The 20,266-nt window shown below is 53.5% G+C and carries 17 protein-coding genes; 10 read left to right on the forward strand and 7 right to left on the reverse strand.

All coding sequences use genetic code 11. The annotated features are described in order from the left end of the window. Window positions 1-8: 8 nt before the first annotated feature. Window positions 9-632 carry a dTDP-4-dehydrorhamnose 3,5-epimerase gene (gene rfbC, locus IT971_RS08800; RefSeq protein WP_063092923.1) on the forward strand — a complete coding sequence of 208 codons (624 nt, stop codon included), beginning with the start codon at window positions 9-11 and terminating at the stop codon, window positions 630-632. Here the strand turns inward: rfbC and IT971_RS08805 are convergent. The 6 genes from IT971_RS08805 to proV form a co-directional block, all read right to left on the reverse strand. Beyond that, complete coding sequence (locus IT971_RS08805) at window positions 611-1,681, reverse strand: HD-GYP domain-containing protein (RefSeq protein WP_065701993.1); 1,071 nt, start codon at window positions 1,679-1,681, stop codon at window positions 611-613. The genes rfbC and IT971_RS08805 overlap by 22 nt on opposite strands. 157 nt (window positions 1,682-1,838) lie before the next feature. Then, window positions 1,839-2,858: a glycine betaine/L-proline ABC transporter ATP-binding protein gene (locus tag IT971_RS08810; protein ID WP_063092925.1), complete on the reverse strand. Its 1,020-nt coding sequence runs from the start codon at window positions 2,856-2,858 to the stop codon at window positions 1,839-1,841. Then, window positions 2,855-3,721, reverse strand: a complete 867-nt coding sequence (locus tag IT971_RS08815; RefSeq protein ID WP_063092926.1) for a proline/glycine betaine ABC transporter permease — start codon at window positions 3,719-3,721, stop codon at window positions 2,855-2,857. Before IT971_RS08815 ends, IT971_RS08810 begins: the two co-directional genes overlap by 4 nt. 205 nt (window positions 3,722-3,926) lie before the next feature. Next, window positions 3,927-4,943 carry a glycine betaine/L-proline ABC transporter substrate-binding protein ProX gene (gene proX, locus IT971_RS08820; protein WP_063092927.1) on the reverse strand — a complete coding sequence of 339 codons (1,017 nt, stop codon included), beginning with the start codon at window positions 4,941-4,943 and terminating at the stop codon, window positions 3,927-3,929. Between the two features lie 63 nt (window positions 4,944-5,006). Continuing rightward, complete coding sequence (gene proW, locus IT971_RS08825; protein WP_063092928.1) at window positions 5,007-6,113, reverse strand: glycine betaine/L-proline ABC transporter permease ProW; 1,107 nt, start codon at window positions 6,111-6,113, stop codon at window positions 5,007-5,009. After that, window positions 6,106-7,311 (reverse strand): glycine betaine/L-proline ABC transporter ATP-binding protein ProV, encoded by a 1,206-nt coding sequence (gene proV / locus IT971_RS08830; protein ID WP_007089950.1) that lies wholly within the window; start codon window positions 7,309-7,311, stop codon window positions 6,106-6,108. The genes proW and proV overlap by 8 nt, the downstream gene beginning before the upstream one ends. Window positions 7,312-7,550: 239 nt before the next feature. On the opposite strand from proV, the gene IT971_RS08835 reads away from it, so the two are divergent. Then, a complete protein-coding gene (locus IT971_RS08835) occupies window positions 7,551-8,045 on the forward strand; it encodes a MarR family winged helix-turn-helix transcriptional regulator (protein ID WP_037988469.1) in 495 nt (164 codons plus the stop codon). 135 nt (window positions 8,046-8,180) lie between these two features. On the opposite strand, the gene IT971_RS08840 is transcribed toward IT971_RS08835, so the two are convergent. Next, window positions 8,181-9,185, reverse strand: coding sequence for an ABC transporter substrate-binding protein (locus IT971_RS08840; protein ID WP_230729295.1), 1,005 nt, complete (start codon window positions 9,183-9,185; stop codon window positions 8,181-8,183). Between the two features lie 384 nt (window positions 9,186-9,569). Here IT971_RS08840 and IT971_RS08845 point away from each other — a divergent pair, with 384 nt between their 5' ends. The 8 genes from IT971_RS08845 (at window position 9,570) to IT971_RS08880 (ending at window position 20,253) form a co-directional block, all read left to right on the forward strand. After that, complete coding sequence (locus IT971_RS08845) at window positions 9,570-10,403, forward strand: 3'-5' exonuclease (protein WP_063092930.1); 834 nt, start codon at window positions 9,570-9,572, stop codon at window positions 10,401-10,403. A 159-nt stretch (window positions 10,404-10,562) separates the two neighbouring features. Further along, on the forward strand, window positions 10,563-11,579 hold the full coding sequence (locus tag IT971_RS08850; RefSeq protein ID WP_110252310.1) for a Fe(3+) ABC transporter substrate-binding protein: 1,017 nt from the start codon (window positions 10,563-10,565) through the stop codon (window positions 11,577-11,579). A gap of 227 nt (window positions 11,580-11,806) precedes the next feature. Then, on the forward strand, window positions 11,807-12,829 hold the full coding sequence (locus tag IT971_RS08855) for a Fe(3+) ABC transporter substrate-binding protein (protein WP_110252311.1): 1,023 nt from the start codon (window positions 11,807-11,809) through the stop codon (window positions 12,827-12,829). A 12-nt stretch (window positions 12,830-12,841) separates the two neighbouring features. Beyond that, window positions 12,842-14,611, forward strand: a complete 1,770-nt coding sequence (locus IT971_RS08860) for an iron ABC transporter permease (RefSeq protein WP_223305077.1) — start codon at window positions 12,842-12,844, stop codon at window positions 14,609-14,611. Window positions 14,612-14,674: 63 nt separating this feature from the next. Further along, complete coding sequence (gene glp / locus IT971_RS08865) at window positions 14,675-15,976, forward strand: gephyrin-like molybdotransferase Glp (protein ID WP_063092931.1); 1,302 nt, start codon at window positions 14,675-14,677, stop codon at window positions 15,974-15,976. A gap of 77 nt (window positions 15,977-16,053) precedes the next feature. Then, the gene (locus IT971_RS08870; protein WP_063092932.1) at window positions 16,054-17,634 is read left to right on the forward strand and encodes an MBL fold metallo-hydrolase; all 1,581 of its coding nucleotides are present in this window, start codon (window positions 16,054-16,056) and stop codon (window positions 17,632-17,634) included. 126 nt (window positions 17,635-17,760) lie between these two features. After that, a complete protein-coding gene (locus IT971_RS08875; protein WP_007089940.1) occupies window positions 17,761-18,963 on the forward strand; it encodes a glycosyltransferase family protein in 1,203 nt (400 codons plus the stop codon). Between the two features lie 21 nt (window positions 18,964-18,984). Continuing rightward, window positions 18,985-20,253, forward strand: a complete 1,269-nt coding sequence (locus IT971_RS08880) for a glycosyltransferase family 4 protein (protein WP_063092933.1) — start codon at window positions 18,985-18,987, stop codon at window positions 20,251-20,253. Window positions 20,254-20,266 lie beyond the last annotated feature (13 nt).

Here is a 20,266-nt window from a genome sequence, read left to right on the forward strand (position 1 = left end):
ATAAGGCCATGGAATTTGATCGTTTTGACATTGACGGGCCGGTGCTTTTTGTCCCCAACCGTCATCGTGACCCGCGTGGAACATTTGCCGAAACCTTCCGCGAGGATGAATTTCGTGCGGCAATTGGCGATGTAACACTCGTGCAGGAAAACCAGTCCATCAGCAAACCGATCAACACCATTCGTGGTTTGCATTACCAATCTGAACCCCATGTTCAGGGTAAGCTGGTCCGGGTGACAACGGGGGAGATCATGGATATCGCCGTTGATATCCGCCCGCATTCACCGACTTTCGGGCAGCATATCAAGATCAAACTGTCGGCGGAAAACTGGTATCAGCTATGGATACCGCCGGGATTTGCCCATGGTTTCCGTACCATGCGGCCCGACACCACCGTGATTTACAAGGTGTCGGATTATTACAGCCCTGAAAATGACCGTGGGATCGCGTGGAATGACCCTGATCTTCAGATCGATTGGGAATTATTTGGTCAGCAGCCCGTACTATCGGAAAAAGACAGAGCGCAGCCCGCATTGATCGAACTGTTTTCAGTTGATGTTGCGCGTGCGGCGGCGGCGCATCATGCTCTTGCCAGGGATATCGGGCGTTATCACGCGTCGACGGGTGATTGATATAGCGGGGCCAGCGCAATCAGGCTTTCGTCCGGGATTTTATCGTTGATTGCGTTGATGTTCTTTTCAAGCGTCCTGCCCAGGGCGTGCACCAGGACCTTTTCCACTTTGCCGTCATTGGCCATTTGCAAAAGGATGGATAAAGATTCTGTGACGCTGAAGGGTTCTTTGTAGGATCGCCGTTCAAGCAGCGCACCCATGATATCGCAAACGGTCAGAATACGGGTCAGATCGCGAATTTGGTCACCTGACAGGCCATCAGGGTAGCCAGTGCCGTTCAGGAATTCATGATGATGCAGGATGGCATCCAGAACGTCTTCGTCAATGCCGCCTTGCCGGGAAAGGAACCGGTAACCCGCCAAGGGATGGGTACGGATGACGTCAAACTCTTCGGGGGTTAATTTTCCCGGCTTATCAAGGATTGCAGCCGGGATATCGACCTTGCCGATATCATGCAGCAATCCGGCGATGGTCAGCTTTTCGATATCGCCGCGCCGCATTCCCATTGCAGTAGCAAACGAGCAGGCAAGACCGGTTACGATCAGGATGTGCTGGAAGGTTGTCTGGTGATATGCCCGCACCGTCGATAGCCATTCATTTACACCGACATCGCCAATGGTTTTTGCAACTTCCTCGCCGGTTGCCGCAACTTCGTCAAGGTCGACGGGCCTGTTTGCTCCGAACTGGGTAAAGGTGTTTTCCAGTGTCTTTGCTGCTGCGTTTATCGCTTTGGTCGCTGTCGGGGTAAATATGCCCTCCGCCTCGCGAATGTCTTCGATAATCTTTGCCAGCCCGACATCGTTTAACGGTTTGTGCGTTGTCTTGCGCGCGCCAAGAGTGGTCGCCTGCAATTCTTCCTGCAGGTTGCCTTTGGTGATCGCGAAAATCTGTTTGCAGCGGGCAGGAGCCGTTTTGCGAAACGCTGTCAGCTTGGTGATATTATCGGCCTTCGCAAGATCGATATCCAGAACGATGGTTTGCGCATCCAGCGGAATTTTATCAGCAATGGACGAGACCCGAATGTCAAAACCAAGCAGGGATACCGGCATCAAAGCCGTGCGGTCGCTTTCGCACACGACATGCAATATGTTTTGGGTTCCGGTGGTCAACGAAGTGCCATGAGACTGAATTCCTGCCCGATATTATCGCTTTTATTCGTATGAATATAAGATTTTATCAAGCAATTAGAAGCCTCTAATCAAAAAATTATGCGGCCAGTGCTGCAATCACCTGTTGTTTGCTTAAGATGCCGACCGTTTCTTGCCTGTCGTTAATCACGGCCATTGATCCCTCGGTCGCCAGTGCGACGGGCAGGATATCTTCAAGGCGCATGTCCCCGGCAATCCTGGGCCAACCCGCATTGACGTCGCTGCCATTTGCAACGGGCTGCATCAAGGTACGGGCACGCAGTACCCGTGATCTGTTCACATCGCGGGTGAAGGCACGTACATACGCATCAGCGGGCTGCATGATGATTTCTTCGGGTCGACCGACCTGAATGAGTTTGCCATCCTTCAGGATCGCAATCCGGTCGCCCAGTTTAAGTGCTTCGTCCAGATCATGGGTAATGAACACGATGGTTTTATGAAGCTCGCCCTGAAGTTTCATCAACTCATCCTGCATGTCATTGCGGATGAGTGGATCAAGGGCTGAAAATGCCTCGTCCATCAGAAGGACTTCGGGATCGGTTGTTAAAGCACGGGCAAGGCCCACGCGCTGCTGCATGCCGCCTGAAAGCTGATCGGGGAATTTATCTTCGTATCCGGCAAGGCCGACCCGTTCGATCCAGTTGCGAGCCGCATCGTCGCGTGGTTTGCGATCAATCCCCTGAATTTCCAAACCATAGCCGACATTGTCGATCACACTGCGGTGGGGCAAAAGCCCGAAGCGCTGAAACACCATGCCAAGCCTTTTGCGCCGAAATGCATTCAATTCACTGATGCTCATGGCAAGGATATCAGTGCCGTCAAAAAGGACTTCGCCTGACGTCGGATCAATCAGACGGTTCAGATGCCGGATCAGGGTTGATTTTCCTGACCCTGAAAGCCCCATAACCACAAATGTTTCACCCCGTTCGACAGAGAGTGATACATCATGCAGGCCGACCGTATGGCCGGTCTTGGCAAGGATTTCATCCTTATCGGCACCGTCCTGCGCCAGTTTAAGTGCTGTTTGCGGATCCGGGCCGAAGATTTTGAAAATATTGCGGATTTCAATATAACTCATGGCTTTTCCTCCGCCTTGTGACTGCGTTGGGACCGTCTGCCATAAGCCTGACCGATCCGGTCAAACACCACCGCCAGAAGCACAATCGCAATGCCGGCTTCCATACCCGCACCAACATCAAGGCGCTGGATGCCCATCAATACCTGTTCACCAAGGCCGCGCGCACCGATCATGGACGCAATCACCACCATCGAGATCGACATCATTGTCGTCTGATTGATCCCGGCCATGATGTTGGGTAGGGCGAGGGGGAGTTGCACTTTCCAGAGGATTTGCTTGCGGCTGGCTCCGAATGACCGGGATGCTTCAAGAACTTCGGCATCGACCAGCCTGATTCCCAGATCGGTCAGACGGATTACCGGCGGGGCCGCGTAAATCACAGTTGCAAGGATAGCTGGTACCTTGCCCAGACCAAACAGCATCAAAGCTGGAATCAGATACACAAAGCTTGGCATTGTCTGCATGGTATCAAGGATCGGCAGCATTACGGCGCGTAGCCGGTTGGACATCGCCATCGCAATGCCGACCGGAACGCCGATGATCACCGAAAATGACGTTGCCACGATCATCAGGGCAAGGGTCTGCATCGCCTTGTCCCAAAGCCCCAGCGATCCGATGGCAACCATGGCAATTGCCAGTCCGGCGGCAATTTTCCAGTTGCGGCTGGCATGAAATCCGATGACCGCAACCGCGATCACCACGATCCACCAAGGCGTTCCGCGCAGGATTTGTTCAAGCCAGACCAGAATTGTCAGCAGGCTGTCGGCAAACGCTTCAAAGGCATCGCCATAATTCACCACCAGCCAGTCGACAAAGCGATTGACCCATTTGCCCAAGGGCACATTCAATTGTTCTGGAAACATCGTGTGCGTCCGGCCGGTTGTGTTCAGAAAACCAATGAACGTAGGAGCCTAGCAATATGATCCCGCCTGCGCACGATTAATTGCTTGAGGGACTGACATCTCCTGACAGTTTTTTGCGTCAGGAACTGATAATAAAACAGCCCGCCCCATTCAGGCGGGCTGCTTTACACGTCAAAGACGTCAGAGCTTAAAAGCCTTAACGCGATTACATCGCAGCTTTACGTGCTTCTTCAAGCCAGCCGTCGAATTTCGCCTGATTTGCCTTGATCCAGGCATCGGCATGACGGTCGATATCCTCGGCCGATTTTTCGCCATCGCGCATGCGAAGGTTCTGGGCCGAGATGTCGTTGGCTGACAGTTCCATGATCGCAAACAGTTTTGCCGCAGCCGGGTTTTCTTCGGCCCATGCCTTGTTGGCGATGATCTGCTGGTTGTTCACCTGGAAGCCATAGTTCGAACCGTCCGGAAGGGCGGTATCGGCTTCCTTGTTTTCACCCGGAAGCGACGAGAACGGAACCTGAAGCCAGGTAACGTCTTTGCCCGGTACGAGAACGCCCGAAACCCAATAAGGGGTCCAGGTGTAATACAGGATCGGCTCGCCAGCCTTATAACGGGTGATGGTATCGGCGATGATCGCCGAATAGGAACCCTGATTGTGGGCCACCGTGTCGCGCAGGTCATAGGCATCAAGGTGATGTTCGATCACACCTTCACAGCCCCAACCCGGGTTGCAGCCCGCAAGATCAGCTTTGCCGTCGCCGTTATTGTCAAAAATCTTGGCGATTTCCGGATCGGACAACTGGCTGATATTGGTGATGTTGTATTCATCAGCTGTTTTCTTGTCGATCAGGTAACCCTGCAACGCGCCCGGTGAATATACACCTTCGCGATAGATTTTCTTGTCACCGCCAGCAGCCTTGTAAAAATCGGCATGCAGCGGGTTCCAGTGATCGGCCAAGAAGGTCGCATCGCCATTGCCGATGGCAACGTGGCCCGCAGCATATTCGATTTCCTGGATATCCTGGACGTCATAGCCAAGTTCTTCAAGCGCCTTGTTCACCAGAACGGTCTGGAATGTTTCTTCGGCGATCGAGCTTTTAAGCGGCTGAACTTCAACGCCTTCGCCCGGTTTCATGTTGTCGGCAAAAGCAGTGCCGCTGATCAGAAACGAGCTGGTCACAGCAATGGCTGCACCGGTGGAAAGTTTCTTCAGGATCGTCATTAGCTTCTCCTTGTTGGTTGATTGGGGCAGTTTTCTGCCCTTGTTTTCAAACCGGCGTGCCGGCTATTTCTTGCCCATAAGGGAACGGATAGCTGCGGCCGGGCCGCTTTCGTACCAGTGGCGGGTGCCTTTGCTGCGGCTATCCTGACCAAGCGCCTGCGTCATGCGGTCAAGCACGATGGCCAGAAGGACAATCCCAACACCGCCAACTGTGGCAAGGCCCATGTCAAGGCGACCAATGCCGCGCAAAACCATCTGACCAAGGCCACCAACAGCGATCATCGAGGCGATCACCACCATCGAAAGGGCAAGCATCAGGGTCTGGTTCACGCCTGCCATGATTGTCGGCATGGCAAGCGGAAGCTGAACACGGAACAGAAGCTGTTTCGGGCTGGCGCCAAAGGAACGAGCCGCTTCGACCAGATCGCCGGGCACCTGACGGATACCCAGAATGGTCAGGCGGATCAGTGGCGGCAGGGCAAAGATGATGGTCACCACCACGCCCGGAACGTTGCCAATACCAAACAGCATCACGATAGGCACAAGGTAAACAAACGCAGGTGTTGTCTGCATTGCGTCAAGGACGGGGCGTGCCGTATTTGCTGCCCGTTCATTGCGTGCCAGCCAGATACCGGTCGGCAGGCCCAGGACCACGCAGAACAGAACCGATGTTATAACCAATGATAATGTCACCATGGCTTCTGACCAGGCACCGATCAGACCAACGGCAATCATCGAAATCAAAGTACCAATCGCAAGGCGACGACCGGCCAACTGCCACGCAATCAATGACAGGATCAGAATGACAACGATGGCTGGTGTTGCCTGCAACCCAGTTTCGACACCCGATAGGACCGCATCAATCGGCCAGCGGATCGCCTGAAAGACGCTGCGAAAGTTATCGACGACCCATTCCAGCCCATGATTGACCCAGATATCAAGTGGAATGACCGCATCCTGAAACGGATGAAGGATATCAAAATGATGTTCCGGGGCAGGGGCGGCATTCGAAAGCCAGTCTCCTGCCGTGTCAGAAGCGTCACCGCCACCCCATGGATTGGACGCGCCGTTCCGGGCTGCATCAGCGGCACCTGATGTGGTTGCGTCTTTTGCTGCATCTGCCGCGCCGGTATCGGTGGCAGCACCCCACGGATTGCTGTTATCAGCCATTTGCGCCATCTCCTTCGCGGTCGAGAGTCGCCAAAAGATTGGCTCTGTTGATTACGCCAAGATATTTGCCGTTTTCATTGACGACCGGCACGCCGCACGGTGTATGTGCCACGGTTCCGATCAGGTCAGAAAGCTGGGTGTCATGGGAAACGGCTTCGATATCAGGCAGGAAAGCTGCTGAAAGTTTGTCGGCACCTGATTTGATCGCCTGATCGACGCTGTCGACGGAAATGATCCCGTGGAAATCAAGCTTGTCACCAACGATATAGCCATATTCGCGGTCTTCGTTACGCAGGCGGTTAAGGGCTGTTTTAAGGCCAACGCCTTCGCGTTCGATCACAGTAACCTGGCGTTTTACGACGATATCCTTGGCCGTAAGAATTGTTGAGACATCAACACCGCGGAAGAACGATTTGACATAGTCATTGGCCGGATTGTTGAGGATTTCCTCAGGCGTTCCGACCTGAACGACAATGCCGCCCTCCATGATCGCGATACGGTCACCGATGCGCATCGCTTCATCCAGATCGTGCGAGATGAAGATGATGGTGCGCTTGTGTTCACGTTGCAGGGTTAGAAGTTCGTCCTGCATTTCTGTACGGATCAGCGGATCAAGGGCGGAAAATGCTTCGTCCATCAACATAACGGATGGGTCGTTGGCAAGGGCACGGGCAAGGCCGACGCGCTGCTGCATGCCACCCGAAAGTTCATCGGGGTATGAATTGGCCTGTGCTTTCAGTCCGACCTGATCAAGCGCATTCAGGGCGCGCTCATGGCGTTCGTTTTCGGCAACACCCGCCAATTCTAGGCCAAATGCTGCATTTTCGACGACGCTCATATGGGGCATCAGTGCAAAGGACTGGAATACCATGGACATGTCCCTTCGGCGTAATTCGCGCAATTCCTCGTCATTCATGGCGGCAATGTCGGTGCCGTCATAAAGAACCTGGCCCGACGTCGGCTCGATCAAACGGTTCAGCAGGCGAACAAGTGTCGATTTTCCGGATCCCGAAAGCCCCATCACAACGAAAATCTCGCCCTGACGGACGGTGAAGCTGGCGCCGCAAACCCCGACGGTTTGTCCGGTTTTGTCAAAAATTTCGGCTTTGTCGATCCCGTCATTGATCATCTGCATTGCCTGATCAGGACGGTCGCCAAAGACTTTATAAAGGTCCTTTACAACGATTTTATCGGTCATTGGCCCTTGTCATTTGTTGTTGTCGGACAACAAGCGTCGTCGATCCCGGGGTGCGGAAACCGCGCGATGTCATCCATTGAAAATGTCATGTCGAGACAGGTGTGATCTTTGCGCCGGATCGCGCCTGCTCCCCCAATTTCGTCACATTCTGTGTTTTGATAGTTACAGATCAAAACATTTGATGTCAAATTATAATGGCGCTAAGTTGGCCCGATAACATGACAGGGAGAACGGCGCGTATGATCACGGATCAGCAGAAAAGAAGAGAGTTTCTCGATGTTCTGGTCGCGCTGAGGCAGATCATTCGTGCAACCGATCTGCATTCAAAACATGTGATGAAGGTTTGTGGTCTTACTGTTCCGCAGCTTGTCGTGCTTCTGGCAATCGAAGAATTGGGGGCGGTGACGGTCAAGGAAATCTCGCGGCACGTCTCGCTTAGTCAGGCAACCGTTACGACGATCCTGAACCGGCTTGAAGATCGCGGTTTTATCGAGCGGGCCCGCAACGCGGATGACAAGAGGGTGGTCAATAGTCGCCTTACCGACAAGGGGCTTGCCGTACTGAGCGATACGCCACCGCTGATGGACGGTGAATTCATGCAGCGCTATGAAATGCTTGATATGAACGAACGCAGCCGTATCCTGACCTCATTGCAGCATGTTGCCCGCCTGATGGATACCGAAGAAGTCGACCCTAGGCCGCCGACCGGATACGACCGGTTTTCCGTGGACTAGAATGGGGCAATCCGGATTGCCTCGATTGTTTCCACCCCTAACCAATTTTGCAGGCGCAGCAAAAAGGGGCAGATCGAAATCTGCCCCGTGATCAATATTTGCAAGACCGCATTGCGATCAGGTTGCTACCTGTTTTTAAAGCGCGGCCTCAACCCGCTCTGCCACTTTCTCCGGCACCCAGGCTTTCCAAACGTCCGGCTTTTCTTTCAGGAAATAAAGTGCTGCATCTTCGGGCTTTTCTTCGTTTTCCTGCATATAGGCCAGCATTTCCGAAACCATGGCGTTGCTGGTTTCATAATGCGTCAGGAATTCGATCAGTCTGGGCGCTGATTTCATGAATTCCGTATTAACCCCGACCGTAACCGTGCTTTCGGGATAGGCCGTGGCTTTTTTCGGGTTTGTATCTGTTTTCAGCTTGTCGAAAATCGACTGATCATAGGCCGGTTCTTCAAGGCGATAGCTGTCATAAAGACCCATCACCCATGTCGGCCCCCAATAGTAATAAAGTGCCGGCTCGCCACGCTTGTGCGCAGAGGCGATTGCCGCAGAAAGCGCCGCACCGGTGCCCGGGCGGAAGTTGGTGAAGCTGTCATCAAGGCCATAGGCCACGAGTTTCGCCGAATTGACCTTTTCGCAAACCCAGCCCGCCGGGCAATTGTAAAAGCGGCCTTTGTTCGGTTCTTCGGCATCTTCGAACAGTTTGGCGTATTTGGGCAGATCATCGACCGACTTCAGATCGGGCGCCATCGGCTCGATCCCGCGTTCCTTATCGCCTTCGATCACATAACGCGGCACGAACCAGCCTTCGACCGCATCATCGAAATTCACCCCGATTTGGGTAACATTTCCGGCGGCCTCTGCCTTTTTCCATGCGTCCGCCACGTTATCGCGCCAGATTTCCATGACAACGTCGATGTCGCCTTTACCCGCACCGGTCAAAAGCGGAATCACATCACCGGGCAGGGCGTCGGTCTGGCAGCCATAACCCTTTTCAATGATAAAGCGCGCGACAGCATTGTGGAAAAGCGCGCTGTCATAATTCAGCCCGGCGAACATCACCGGGCGATCAATCTCGCAACTGGCATCTTGTGCCTGTGCGCTTGTGTGCGTGGAAAATGCAAGGCCAGCGGCCATAAGCATTGCGGCTCCGGTAGGCAGGATGTTCATCATTTTTCCCTTTGATTATCTTCTACGGTCCGGAAGCGCATCAAATGCAATGTCCGACGGTTGGATGCCGTCATGTCACCAGTGGTTGTTCATTTGGTCCCCTGACTGGACTTTGCCCCTGATACAGGTAGGTCAAAGTTTAACCTCGGGCCCAAAGATGACGCAACCCTGCTTGCCGACATTTGTCGGACTTGTGATGTGCCATGATGGGTTGCAGTCTAAAACGCTCCTCCTGACAACGATGTCAGGAGATGTCAGTGTATTTACGATTGCGGGGGTGGAATTTTGACCGGAAGTTCGTGAAACTTTCCTGTGGCATGTTTATGCTGCGCCAAACGCATTTTCGCCGGGGGCACCATGACGCATGACAGTCTGTTTGTTTTTGATATCGAAACCGTTCCCGATATCGATGTTCTGCCACAATTGACCGGCGAAACCGCACCTGATCCGGCAACAGGTCGCGAGATGCTCGAAAAATATCATCTTGATATCACCGATGGTCGAAACGGGTTCCCGCGCCAGCCGTTTCACAAGGTTGTCGCGATCAGTTTCCTGCGCGCCACGATCCAGCGCGACGGAAATCTTGAAACTTACGAGATCGAAGAACTGCGTTCCGGTGGTGATCTGACCAGCGAGGAAAAGGACCTTGTGAATGGTTTCTTTGCCTATTGCGGTAAACTTTATCCCAGGCTTGTTAGTTTCAATGGTCGTGGGTTCGATCTGCCGGTTTTAAAATATCGCGCGATGAAGCATGGGGTGAGTGCGCGGTGGTTACACCAATCTGCCAACAAGTGGGAAAATTATACGTCGCGTTATGCGCCAAACTGGCATTGTGACCTTGGCGAAGTTCTTTCCGACTATGGTGCATCCGCAAGAACCAAAATGAACGAGGTCTGTGCCGCCCTTGATCTTCCGGGCAAGACCGGCGTTGATGGTAGCAAAGTTTCGGACATGTATGACAATGGCGAGATTGAAGGCATTCGTCGTTACTGCGAAACGGATGTTCTCAACACCTATCTTCTTTATCTTCGCTATGTTCTCCACACCGGATTAAGCGATCATGACGGTTATAATCACGCCATCAATCTGACCGTCGCATGGCTTGAGGAACGGGCAGGGGATATTCCGGCTTATCAGGAATTCCTCGACGCCTGGCGGGCTTCAAGCGCCGGATCATTCAATCTGCTTTAAGATATCCCGGTTTCGGTAAAGTGAAACGTTTCACACCGACGGGATCGTTCTGTGTGATCTGTATTGAATTGCGAATCATTTGCGATTAGTGCTGGTGTTTGGTTGCAAGTGACTTGCAAACGCATGTCGTGGTGAAAAGATTTCAAGGGAAACGTTTCGATGGATATCAGGAGAATCATCTGTGGCACGGTGTTGGGTGCTGCCGCCGTTACGGCTTCGGCCGCCTCTGCACAGGAAGTGAATGTCTACTCCCTGCGCCAGCCTTTCCTTGTTGAGCCCCTGTTCGAGAGCTTCACCAAGGAAACCGGAGTTAAGGTCAATGTGATCTTCGCGGAAAAAGGTCTGGTCGAGCGGATCAAGCAGGAAGGTGCAAACAGCCCGGCGGATGTCCTGATGACCGTCGATATCAGCCGCATCAAGGAAGCCGTCGATGCCGGTGTCACCGACGCCGTCAATAGTGATGTTCTGGAAGCAAATATTCCGGCCCACTTGCGCGATGAAAACGATCAGTGGTTCGCGCTGACCCAGCGTGGTCGCGCTCTTTATGCATCGAAAGACCGTGTGACCGAGGGCGAAATTGCCACATACGAAGATCTTGCCGATCCGAAATGGAAGGGCCGCGTTTGTACCCGTTCTGGTACGCATGATTACAATATCGCGCTGGTTTCTTCGATGATTGCGCATCACGGCACAGAAGAAGCCAAAACATGGCTCGAAGGGCTGAAAGCAAACCTTGCACGCAAGCCACAGGGCAACGATCGTGGTCAGGTCAAGGCGATCAAGGAAGGCGAATGCGATGTCGCGATTGCCAATACCTATTACTATGGCAAGATGCTTGATGATCCGGAACAGCGCGCATGGGCGGAATCGGTAAATATTATCTTCCCCAATCAGAATGACCGCGGCATGTCGATGAACATTTCCGGCATGACCCTGATCAAAGGTGCCCCGAACAAGGAAAACGCCGTCAAGTTGATGGAATTCCTTTCGGGTGACGAGGCACAGAAAATCTATGCCGAAGTGAATTACGAATATCCGGTCAAGCCGGGTGTTGAATGGTCCGACTATGTGAAGTCGTGGGGCACGTTCAAGGCTGATGAGCTGCCGTTGTCTGAAATTGCGCGTCTGCGTGCGGATGCCGTACGCATGATCGATGAAGTGGGATACAACGAATAAACGAATTTTCGTTTTTCGAATCATTCCGGAAAGGGGCGGTAACCATTACCGTCCCTTTTTTTATGTCTGTAAACCCGGCAATTCCGCGGCGCAAACCGACATGGACAAGGCGGTTATGTTCTATTGGCTCTTGCAAAACAGGGTAGCAGCCCTTTAATTTCCCCGACAGCGAGTACAAATCATTCTTACTTGCCCCATCGCTTTGCGACCATTTCAGGAGATTCAAGATGACTTCACTGCGCAACAAGGTCTTTGGCATTATGGGCGCGGTGGTCGGATTGACGGCATTTCAAGCGAATGCTGCCGAGGAGGTGAATGTATATTCGCTTCGCCAGCCTTTCCTGATTGAACCGATGTTCAAACAATTCACTCAGGAAACCGGCATCCGGGTCAATACGCTGTTTTCGCAAAGCGGTCTGGTCGAACGTATCAAACATGAAGGCCGCAACAGTCCGGCCGATCTTTTGCTGACGGTTGATATCGGGCGCATCCAGGATGCTGTTGATGCCGATATCGCAACACCGCTTCAAAGCGATGTGATCGATGCCAATATCCCCGAACAATTCCGTGATCAGGACCATCTGTGGGTTGGTCTGACAACTCGTGCACGTGTTCTTTATACGTCGCTTGATCGTGTGAAGCCCGACGCCATTTCGACATACGAAGAACTTGCCGATCCGGAATGGAAGGGGCGCATTTGTCTCCGTTCTGGAATGCATGTTTACAATATCGCACTGGTGGCCTCGATGATTGCCCATCATGGCGAGGAATACACAAAAACCTGGCTTCAGGGACTGAAAGACAATCTTGCTCGCAAACCGCAAGGGGCCGATATCGACCAGATCGAGGCCGTATCGCAGGGTGTTTGTGACCTGGCAATCGGCAATTCCTATTATTACGGCAAGATGCTTGATGATCCGAACAAAGCCGATGCCGCCAAGGATGTTCGGATTGTTTTCCCCAATCAGGGTGACCGTGGTACGCATGTGAATATTTCGGGCGTTGCGCTGATCAAGAATGCACCCAACAAGGAAAATGCGATCAAGCTGGTCGAATTCCTATCGGGGGACGAAGCGCAGCATATGTATGCTGACGTCAATTTTGAATACCCGGTCAAGCCGGGGGTGGCATGGTCGGAAATGGTTCGTTCCTGGGGAACTTTCAAATCCGACACGCTGCCGCTTAACGAAGTTGCCAACAATCGTGGCGCCGCCATTCGTCTGATCGACGAAGTCGGCTTTAACGAATAGGGCATTCTTCGCGTGAACAATTCCTGTCAGACCAAAGATGATCGCGATATCCGGCCGTCGGCCGTGACCGAAACGCTTGATCCGTTGCGCGAACGGTCGCTTGGAACCTCGATGCGGTGGTTGCCACGTGGCCAATCAGGTCTTTGGTTGGCCGGGGCGTTCATTATAGCGCTTCTTGTGGCGACGCCGTTGATTGCGGTTGTCTATCTGGCACTGTTCCCCACCGAAAATATCTGGCCGCATCTGGCATCAACCATGTTGCCCCGATACCTTAAAAATACCGGCATTCTGATGCTGGGCGTCGGTGTTGGTGTAACATTGATCGGTGTGTCGGCGGCATGGGTCGTAACGATGTGCCGCCTGCCCGGCAAACGGTTCTTTGAATGGGCAATGCTGCTGCCGATGGCGGTTCCGGCCTACATCGTTGCTTATGTTTATACCGATCTTCTGGAATATGCCGGGCCGTTTCAGCGTCTGTTGCGCGAAATTTTTGGCTGGCAATCGGCGCGCGATTACTGGTTCCCCGATATCCGGACCAAGGGCGGGGCAATTCTGGTGCTCAGCCTGACGCTGTATCCTTATGTTTACATGCTGGCCCGGGCTGCCTTTTTGGCGCAATCGGTCTGTGTCCTTGAAGCTGCGCGCGTTCTTGGGCGTTCGGCGTGGAATTCGTTTGTGACCGTTGCCTTGCCATTGGCGCGGCCTGCCATCGTGGTTGGGGTGGTCATTGCATTGATGGAAACGCTGAATGATTTCGGCACCATCGATTTCTTTGCGGTTCATACCCTGACTGCCGGTATTTTCAACGTCTGGCTTGGTATGGGAAATGCCGGTGGGGCGGCGCAGATTGCGCTGACCATGCTTGCGGTTGTGATTGTCCTGATTGTGGCCGAACGCTATTCGCGTCGTCGCCAGCGCTTCCACGACACAACCAATCGTTTTCAGGAATTACCGGGTTACGAGCTTGGCCCGGTCGCCAAGTTCTTTGCACTTGCGGTTTGTGTTCTGCCGATTGTGCTGGGTTTCGTGATCCCGTCGCTGGTGCTGATCTATTATTCCGTTGGCTATTTTGACCAAAGCTGGACATCGGACTTCTTTGAATATGCGGGCAACAGCCTTCTGGTTGCTGGTCTTGCAACCTTTGTTGCGGTCGGATGTGCTGTGTTTCTGGGATATGCCCTGCGGCTTTTCCCGCAGCCGCTTTTGCGGTTCTGCATCCGCATGGCGTCGGTTGGCTATGCCGTGCCGGGGGCAGTTCTTGCAATCGGGGTTCTGATTCCATTCGCAAGGTTTGATAATGCGGTTGACGCCGTGATGCGCGAAACATTCGGGATTTCAACCGGTCTGCTTCTAAGCGGTACGGTCTTTGCCATCGTGTTTGCCTATGCCGTGCGGTTTATGGCTGTTTCTTATGGATCGATCGAGGCCGCCCTTGGCAAGGTCCGGCCAAGTATGGATGACGCCGCCCGGACATTGGGGGAAAGCCCGTGGGGTACGTTGAAACGTATTCATTTCCCGATGGTGCGTGGCGGTATTCTTGCCGCCGCGGTTCTGGTCTTTGTTGATGCGATGAAAGAACTTCCGGCGACACTGATCCTGCGGCCGTTCAATTTTGAAACGCTGGCAACGCATGTCTATCAGTTTGCCAAGGACGAAATGATCGAGCAGGCCGCACTAGGTGCCTTGACCATCGTCATTGTCGGCGTCGTGCCGGTGGTTATGCTCAGCCGTGCAATTTCTCGGTCCCGCCCCGGGCATGGCAGTGCATCTTCGCCCCATTGACGTTCCTGTTCCGGCGGACCACTATCGCTGCTATATGATCCCGATAAATTCGACAGGCTGCCGATGACCACGTCGCAAAAAAATCCTGCCAAGACCGACCTTTGCCATCAACCGGGCCTGACCCGGTTGGAAGATGCACTGCGTATTGCGTTTAACGACGTGGCTGTTCGCGCCCCGGTGATTGAGGCACCACTTTCTGATTGTTATGGCGCAATCCTGCGCAAGGATATCGTTGCCAGGGTCGATGTTCCGTCTGCTGATAATTCGGCGATGGACGGATATGCATTTTGTCATGCCGATTTGCAGGAATTTGTCGGGGCGTCGGATGCACAAATCATTGTGGGCGGCGTATCACTGGCAGGTCATCCTTTTGCTGGAGAAATCCCGCGCGGGCAGGCAATCCGCATTGCGACCGGGGCCTCCATTCCTGATGGTGCGGATTGCATCATCATTCAGGAAAATATCACGGCCAATGCCGATGAAACGCTTTTGACCATCCCGCAGGACGTGATCGCCAAAACCCGTCTGCATCAACATATCCGTCGGCGCGGTGAAGATGTTGCAACCGGTATGGTTGTCCTGCCAGCCGGTAAACGTCTGCGCCCACAGGATATCGCAGTCGCGGCCGGGCAGGGGTATCAGTCCCTGCCGGTTGCCAGACCATTATCAGTTGCCGTTTTCTCGACCGGGGATGAGCTGGCAAGGCCGGGTGATCCACTTCCAGCCGGTGGCGTCTACGATTCCAACCGGTTTGCCATGATCGGTATGCTGCGCGCTTGCGGGTGCAGGGTAACCGATCTCGGTCTTCTGGCTGATGATTTCGACGTTCTGAAAACGGCCTTGAAGGATGCGGCTCAAACCCATGATGTCATCTTGACGTCGGGTGGGGTTTCGGTTGGCAAGGCCGATCTGCTTAAACCCGTCGTGGATAGCCTTGGCGAAATTCAGGCGTGGAAACTGGCAATCAAACCCGGAAAGCCCTTGATGCGAGGCCGTATCGGGGATTGTGTGGTTATTGGTTTGCCTGGCAATCCTGTTTCGGTGATGGTGTCAGGCCTGCTTTATGCCGTGCCATTGCTTTTGCATATGATGGGGGCTGCTGATCAGGTTTGTGCCCCCGTGCGATTGCCCGCAACCGCCGGATTTGATTTCAGGCGAGGTACCGGGCGCCGTGAATGGTTGCGCGCCCGTCTTGTGGAGGATGATGGTCAATGGGTTGCCAGGCCTTATCATTCGGCAAGTTCCGGTATGTTATCCTCGATGGTGTGGGCAGAAGGCCTGATTGAAATCGCCGAGGATTGCGGACAGGTTAAAAAGGGTGATCGCGTGCTTTATTTGCCCTTCGGTGGTTTGCAGGCGTTTTAAAAACTGATCCAGATCATGGATTTGCTGCCTTTTTTCGCAGATGTATAACAAAACAACGGATTAAGGGTGGAAAGCAGATGACTGTATCAGTTACTTTTTGCGGGGCTGCGGGTGGCGTTACCGGTTCGTGTTATCTGCTGCGTACCGACGGTGGTGATATCATTGTCGATTGCGGCATGTTTCAGGGCAGCAAGACGGTTCGCGAACTGAACTATGGAGCTTTTCCGTTCAAGGCTGCGGATATTCGTAGCGTGCTTCTGACCCATGCGCATATTGATCATTCCGGGTTGCTTCCCAAACTGGTGAAGGCCGGTTTTAACGGGCCGATCTACGCGACCGAACCCACCTGCGATCTTCTGACCTACATGCTGCCTGATTCCGGCTATATTCAGGAAACCGAGGTCGAACGTCTTAATCGCCGCAATGTTCGGCGTGGCCGCCCGGAAGTCACCCCGATCTATACCCGCGAAGACGCGGAAAAGACCCTCAAACGTTTGCAGCCTGTCGATTATCATGAGTGGCGCGAAGTTTTACCGGGTTTGCGGGCACGCTACTGGGATGCAGGGCATCTTTTGGGATCGGCCTCGATCGAGGTCGAAGTGGATGACGAGGCACCGGACGGCGAACCGCGCACCTTGCGGTTGCTGTTTTCAGGTGATATCGGCACGGGAGAGGCGGTGTTTAACGATGCCCCCGAAGGCCCGAAAAACATCGATTATCTGTTTGTTGAATCGACCTATGGTGATCGTAACCGTCCTGAAGTCAGCGACGCCGAACGTCGTGAAATGCTTGCCGTGGAAGTTCGCGCTGCCATTCAGGCTGGCGGCAACCTTGTCATACCAAGCTTTGCTGTTGCCCGAACGCAGGAATTGCTGGTTGATCTGGCAACCCTGTTTAACCTTGGAAAGCTGCCCAAGGCGGATGTTTTCGTCGATAGCCCGCTGGCTCAGCGCGCAACCGAGGTTTTTGCCAAACATCTGTCTCATGACGATGCTCGTGGCTTGGCGCATCCCAATTTCCATATGGTGCCCGATGCCGAAGCCAGCATGCAACTGGCACGGGTTAAAAGCGGGGCGATCATTTTATCAGCAAGCGGCATGTGCGATGCCGGGCGTATTCGGTATCATCTGAAAAACAATCTGTGGCGTCCTGAATCTACGGTGTTGATGGTTGGTTTCCAGGCTGCCGGCTCGCTTGGTCGTGTGTTGCAGGGCGGGGCAAAGCACGTCCGCATTCACGGTGACGAGATTGATGTCCGTGCCCGGATCAGAACGCTTGATATCTATTCCGGTCATGCCGATCAGGACATGCTTCTGCGCTGGACAAAAGAACGTATGCCGGTATCGCGGCGTATTTTCCTGACCCATGGTGAAGATGGCGCACGTGCCGGTTTGCAGCAGGCGATGATTAATGCCGGTATCGAAGAAAGCAAAATCGCCCTTCCGATGCTTGATGACACCGTTATGCTCAAACGCGGGCAGGCAAAACAGGCCGAATTCAAACCGCGCCTGCCGGCTGGCGAAATGTCCCGGGACGACTGGCATAACCGCTATGCCCATAGTGTTACAGAGCTTTCTGAAAAACTTCGCGCACTCGACAGCAACGAAAAACGCGAGGCCCTGCTCGAAAAAGTCTTGCAAGATATCGCATCGGCATGAGAGCAATAGCCCGATGGCAGGTTTTAAATACCGTAAAATACGGAAATACTTGCCAACGGGCGATATCGTGTCACCCTATATCGGGTTGAGAAGGTATCGAAGGACACTACGAGAGCGGGCGGATATATGTCGATCGTGGGGAATACCGGCTATCGTGTTCTGATCTATAGCCACGATACATTCGGCTTGGGCCATCTGCGCCGCTGCCGAACCATTGCGCATGCGCTTGTTTCACGTCGGGACGATGTATCTGTGCTGATCCTTTCTGGATCGCCGATCATTGGCAGTTTCGAATTCCGTTCACGAGTCGACTTTGTGCGCATTCCGGGCGTGATCAAGCTCTCGAATGGTGAATACACGTCACTTAATCTGAATATTGATGTTGATCAGACTCTGGCGATGCGTGAATCCATTATTCAGCATACCGCCGACGTGTTTAACCCTGATCTGTTCATCGTCGACAAGGAGCCGCTTGGTTTGCGCGGGGAAGTTGAATCGACACTTCAAATGCTTCGCCATCGCCGCACGCGCCTTGTCATGGGCTTGCGCGATGTGATGGATGACCCGGTTAATCTGCGCGAAGAATGGGACCGCAAAAAATGCGTTCCGGCCCTTGCCGATCTTTACGATGAAATCTGGGTCTATGGCCTCAAGGACATCTGCAATCCGCTTGAAGGTATTGATTTGCCACCGGGTGTCGAAGAAAAAATGACCTATACCGGCTATCTGCCGCGTACAGCCACCCGCAAACCAACCCCGGAACATGGCGCGCTTGGTCTTGAGGAACCCTATTACCTTGTCACCACCGGTGGCGGTGGAGATGGGGTTAATCTGGTCGATTGGGTTATCAGTGCCTATGAAGCCGATCCTGACATTCCGGTTCCGTCGCTTGTTGTGCTGGGCCCGTTCATGGCACCAAATGATCAGCAGGCGTTCATGGAACGCGCCGAAAAGATCGATAAGCTCTCGGTCATCACCTTTGATGCCAATGTTGAAATGTTGATGGATCGGTCCGCTGGCGTGATTGCGATGGGCGGATACAATACCTTCTGCGAAATTCTGTCTTTTGACAAACCGGCAATTATTGTGCCGCGAACCGTTCCGCGGCTTGAACAATATGTCCGCGCATCGGCGGCCGAAAAGCTTGGTCTGGTCAAGATGCTGACCGAGGACGGTGGTCGTCCGCCGATGCAAATGGCCGAGGCCCTTCGCAGTCTGATTGATCAGCCAAAGCCGTCGCATGTGACCGTGCCAAACCTGATGGGCGGCCTTGATAGTGTTGGCGATCAGGTTGAACGCTGGCTGCCGCCGCAGCTTGCTGCCGAGTAAGATTTTCCGGGATAACAACAGATGTCATGCGACAAGCTTGCAATCGTGGTGAAAGGTTATCCACGATTGTCGGAAACCTTTATTGCCCAGGAAATACTTGGTATTCAGCAGGCAGGTATTCCTTATCGCATTGTATCCCTGCGTCATCCGACCGATAAAAAACGCCATCCGATCCACGAACGGATCATGGCTGAAATCGATTACCTGCCAGAATATGTTTATCAGGAACCGATGCGCGTGTTTCGCGGCTGGTTAAAGGCGCGCAAAATGCCGGGATATCGTCGGGCCAGAAACATCTGGTGGCAGGACTATCGCCGGGATCGCACGCCGAACCGTGCCCGTCGTTTCGCCCAGGCATTGGTAATGGCGGCGGAGCTGCCGAACGATATCACACGCATCTATGCGCATTTCCTGCACACCCCGGCATCGGTTGCACGATATGCCGCGATCATTCGCGGTCTTCCATGGTGTTGTTCGGCGCATGCCAAGGATATCTACACCAGCGAAGATTGGGACATGCGTGAAAAGCTGGCAGATATGGATTGGCTGGTGACCTGCACGAAGGCAAATGTCGATCATCTGCAAAAGCTTGCCGATGATCCGGCCAAAGTGAATTTGCTTTATCATGGATTGGATTTTTCACGGTTCCCCGAAGAACTGCCCGATCGGTCCCCCCGTGACGGGCGTGATGACAATAACCGGGTGACAATCCTGTCGGTTGGTCGGCTGGTTGGCAAAAAGGGTTATGATGACCTTTTACGAGCACTTGCCGACTTGCCAAAAGATCTGCACTGGCGGTTTGTCCATATTGGTGGCGGTAATGGCGATAAATATAAATCGCTCGCAGCGGACCTTGGAATTGCCGATAATTGCGATTGGCAAGGGCCGCGTGACCAGAAGGAAGTGATTGCAGCCTGTCAGTCTGCTGATCTGTTCGTGCTGGCAAGCCGGGTGGAAAAGGATGGTGATCGTGACGGATTGCCCAATGTCCTGATGGAAGCCCAGCTTTGCGGGCTTGCAGCGGTTTCGACCGCAATTTCAGCGATACCGGAACTGATCACGGATGGCCTGAATGGCAAACTTGTTCCCGAACGTGATCCAAAATCATTGTCGTTGGCAATGGCTGAACTGATCGTTGATCCGGCTCTGCGCGACCAGATGGGGCGCAAGGGCAATGAAATCGTCCGACGCGATTTTTCGTTCTATACCGGGATGAAGGAACTGGCGCGTCGATTTGGCGCTGATCGGGCTTTCGATACAAGCACATTAGAACAACCGGCGGCGGAGTAGGGGGACGGCAAAC

This window comes from Thalassospira sp. B30-1, from assembly GCF_015767575.1.
Classification (GTDB): Bacteria; Pseudomonadota; Alphaproteobacteria; order Rhodospirillales; family Thalassospiraceae; genus Thalassospira; species Thalassospira xiamenensis.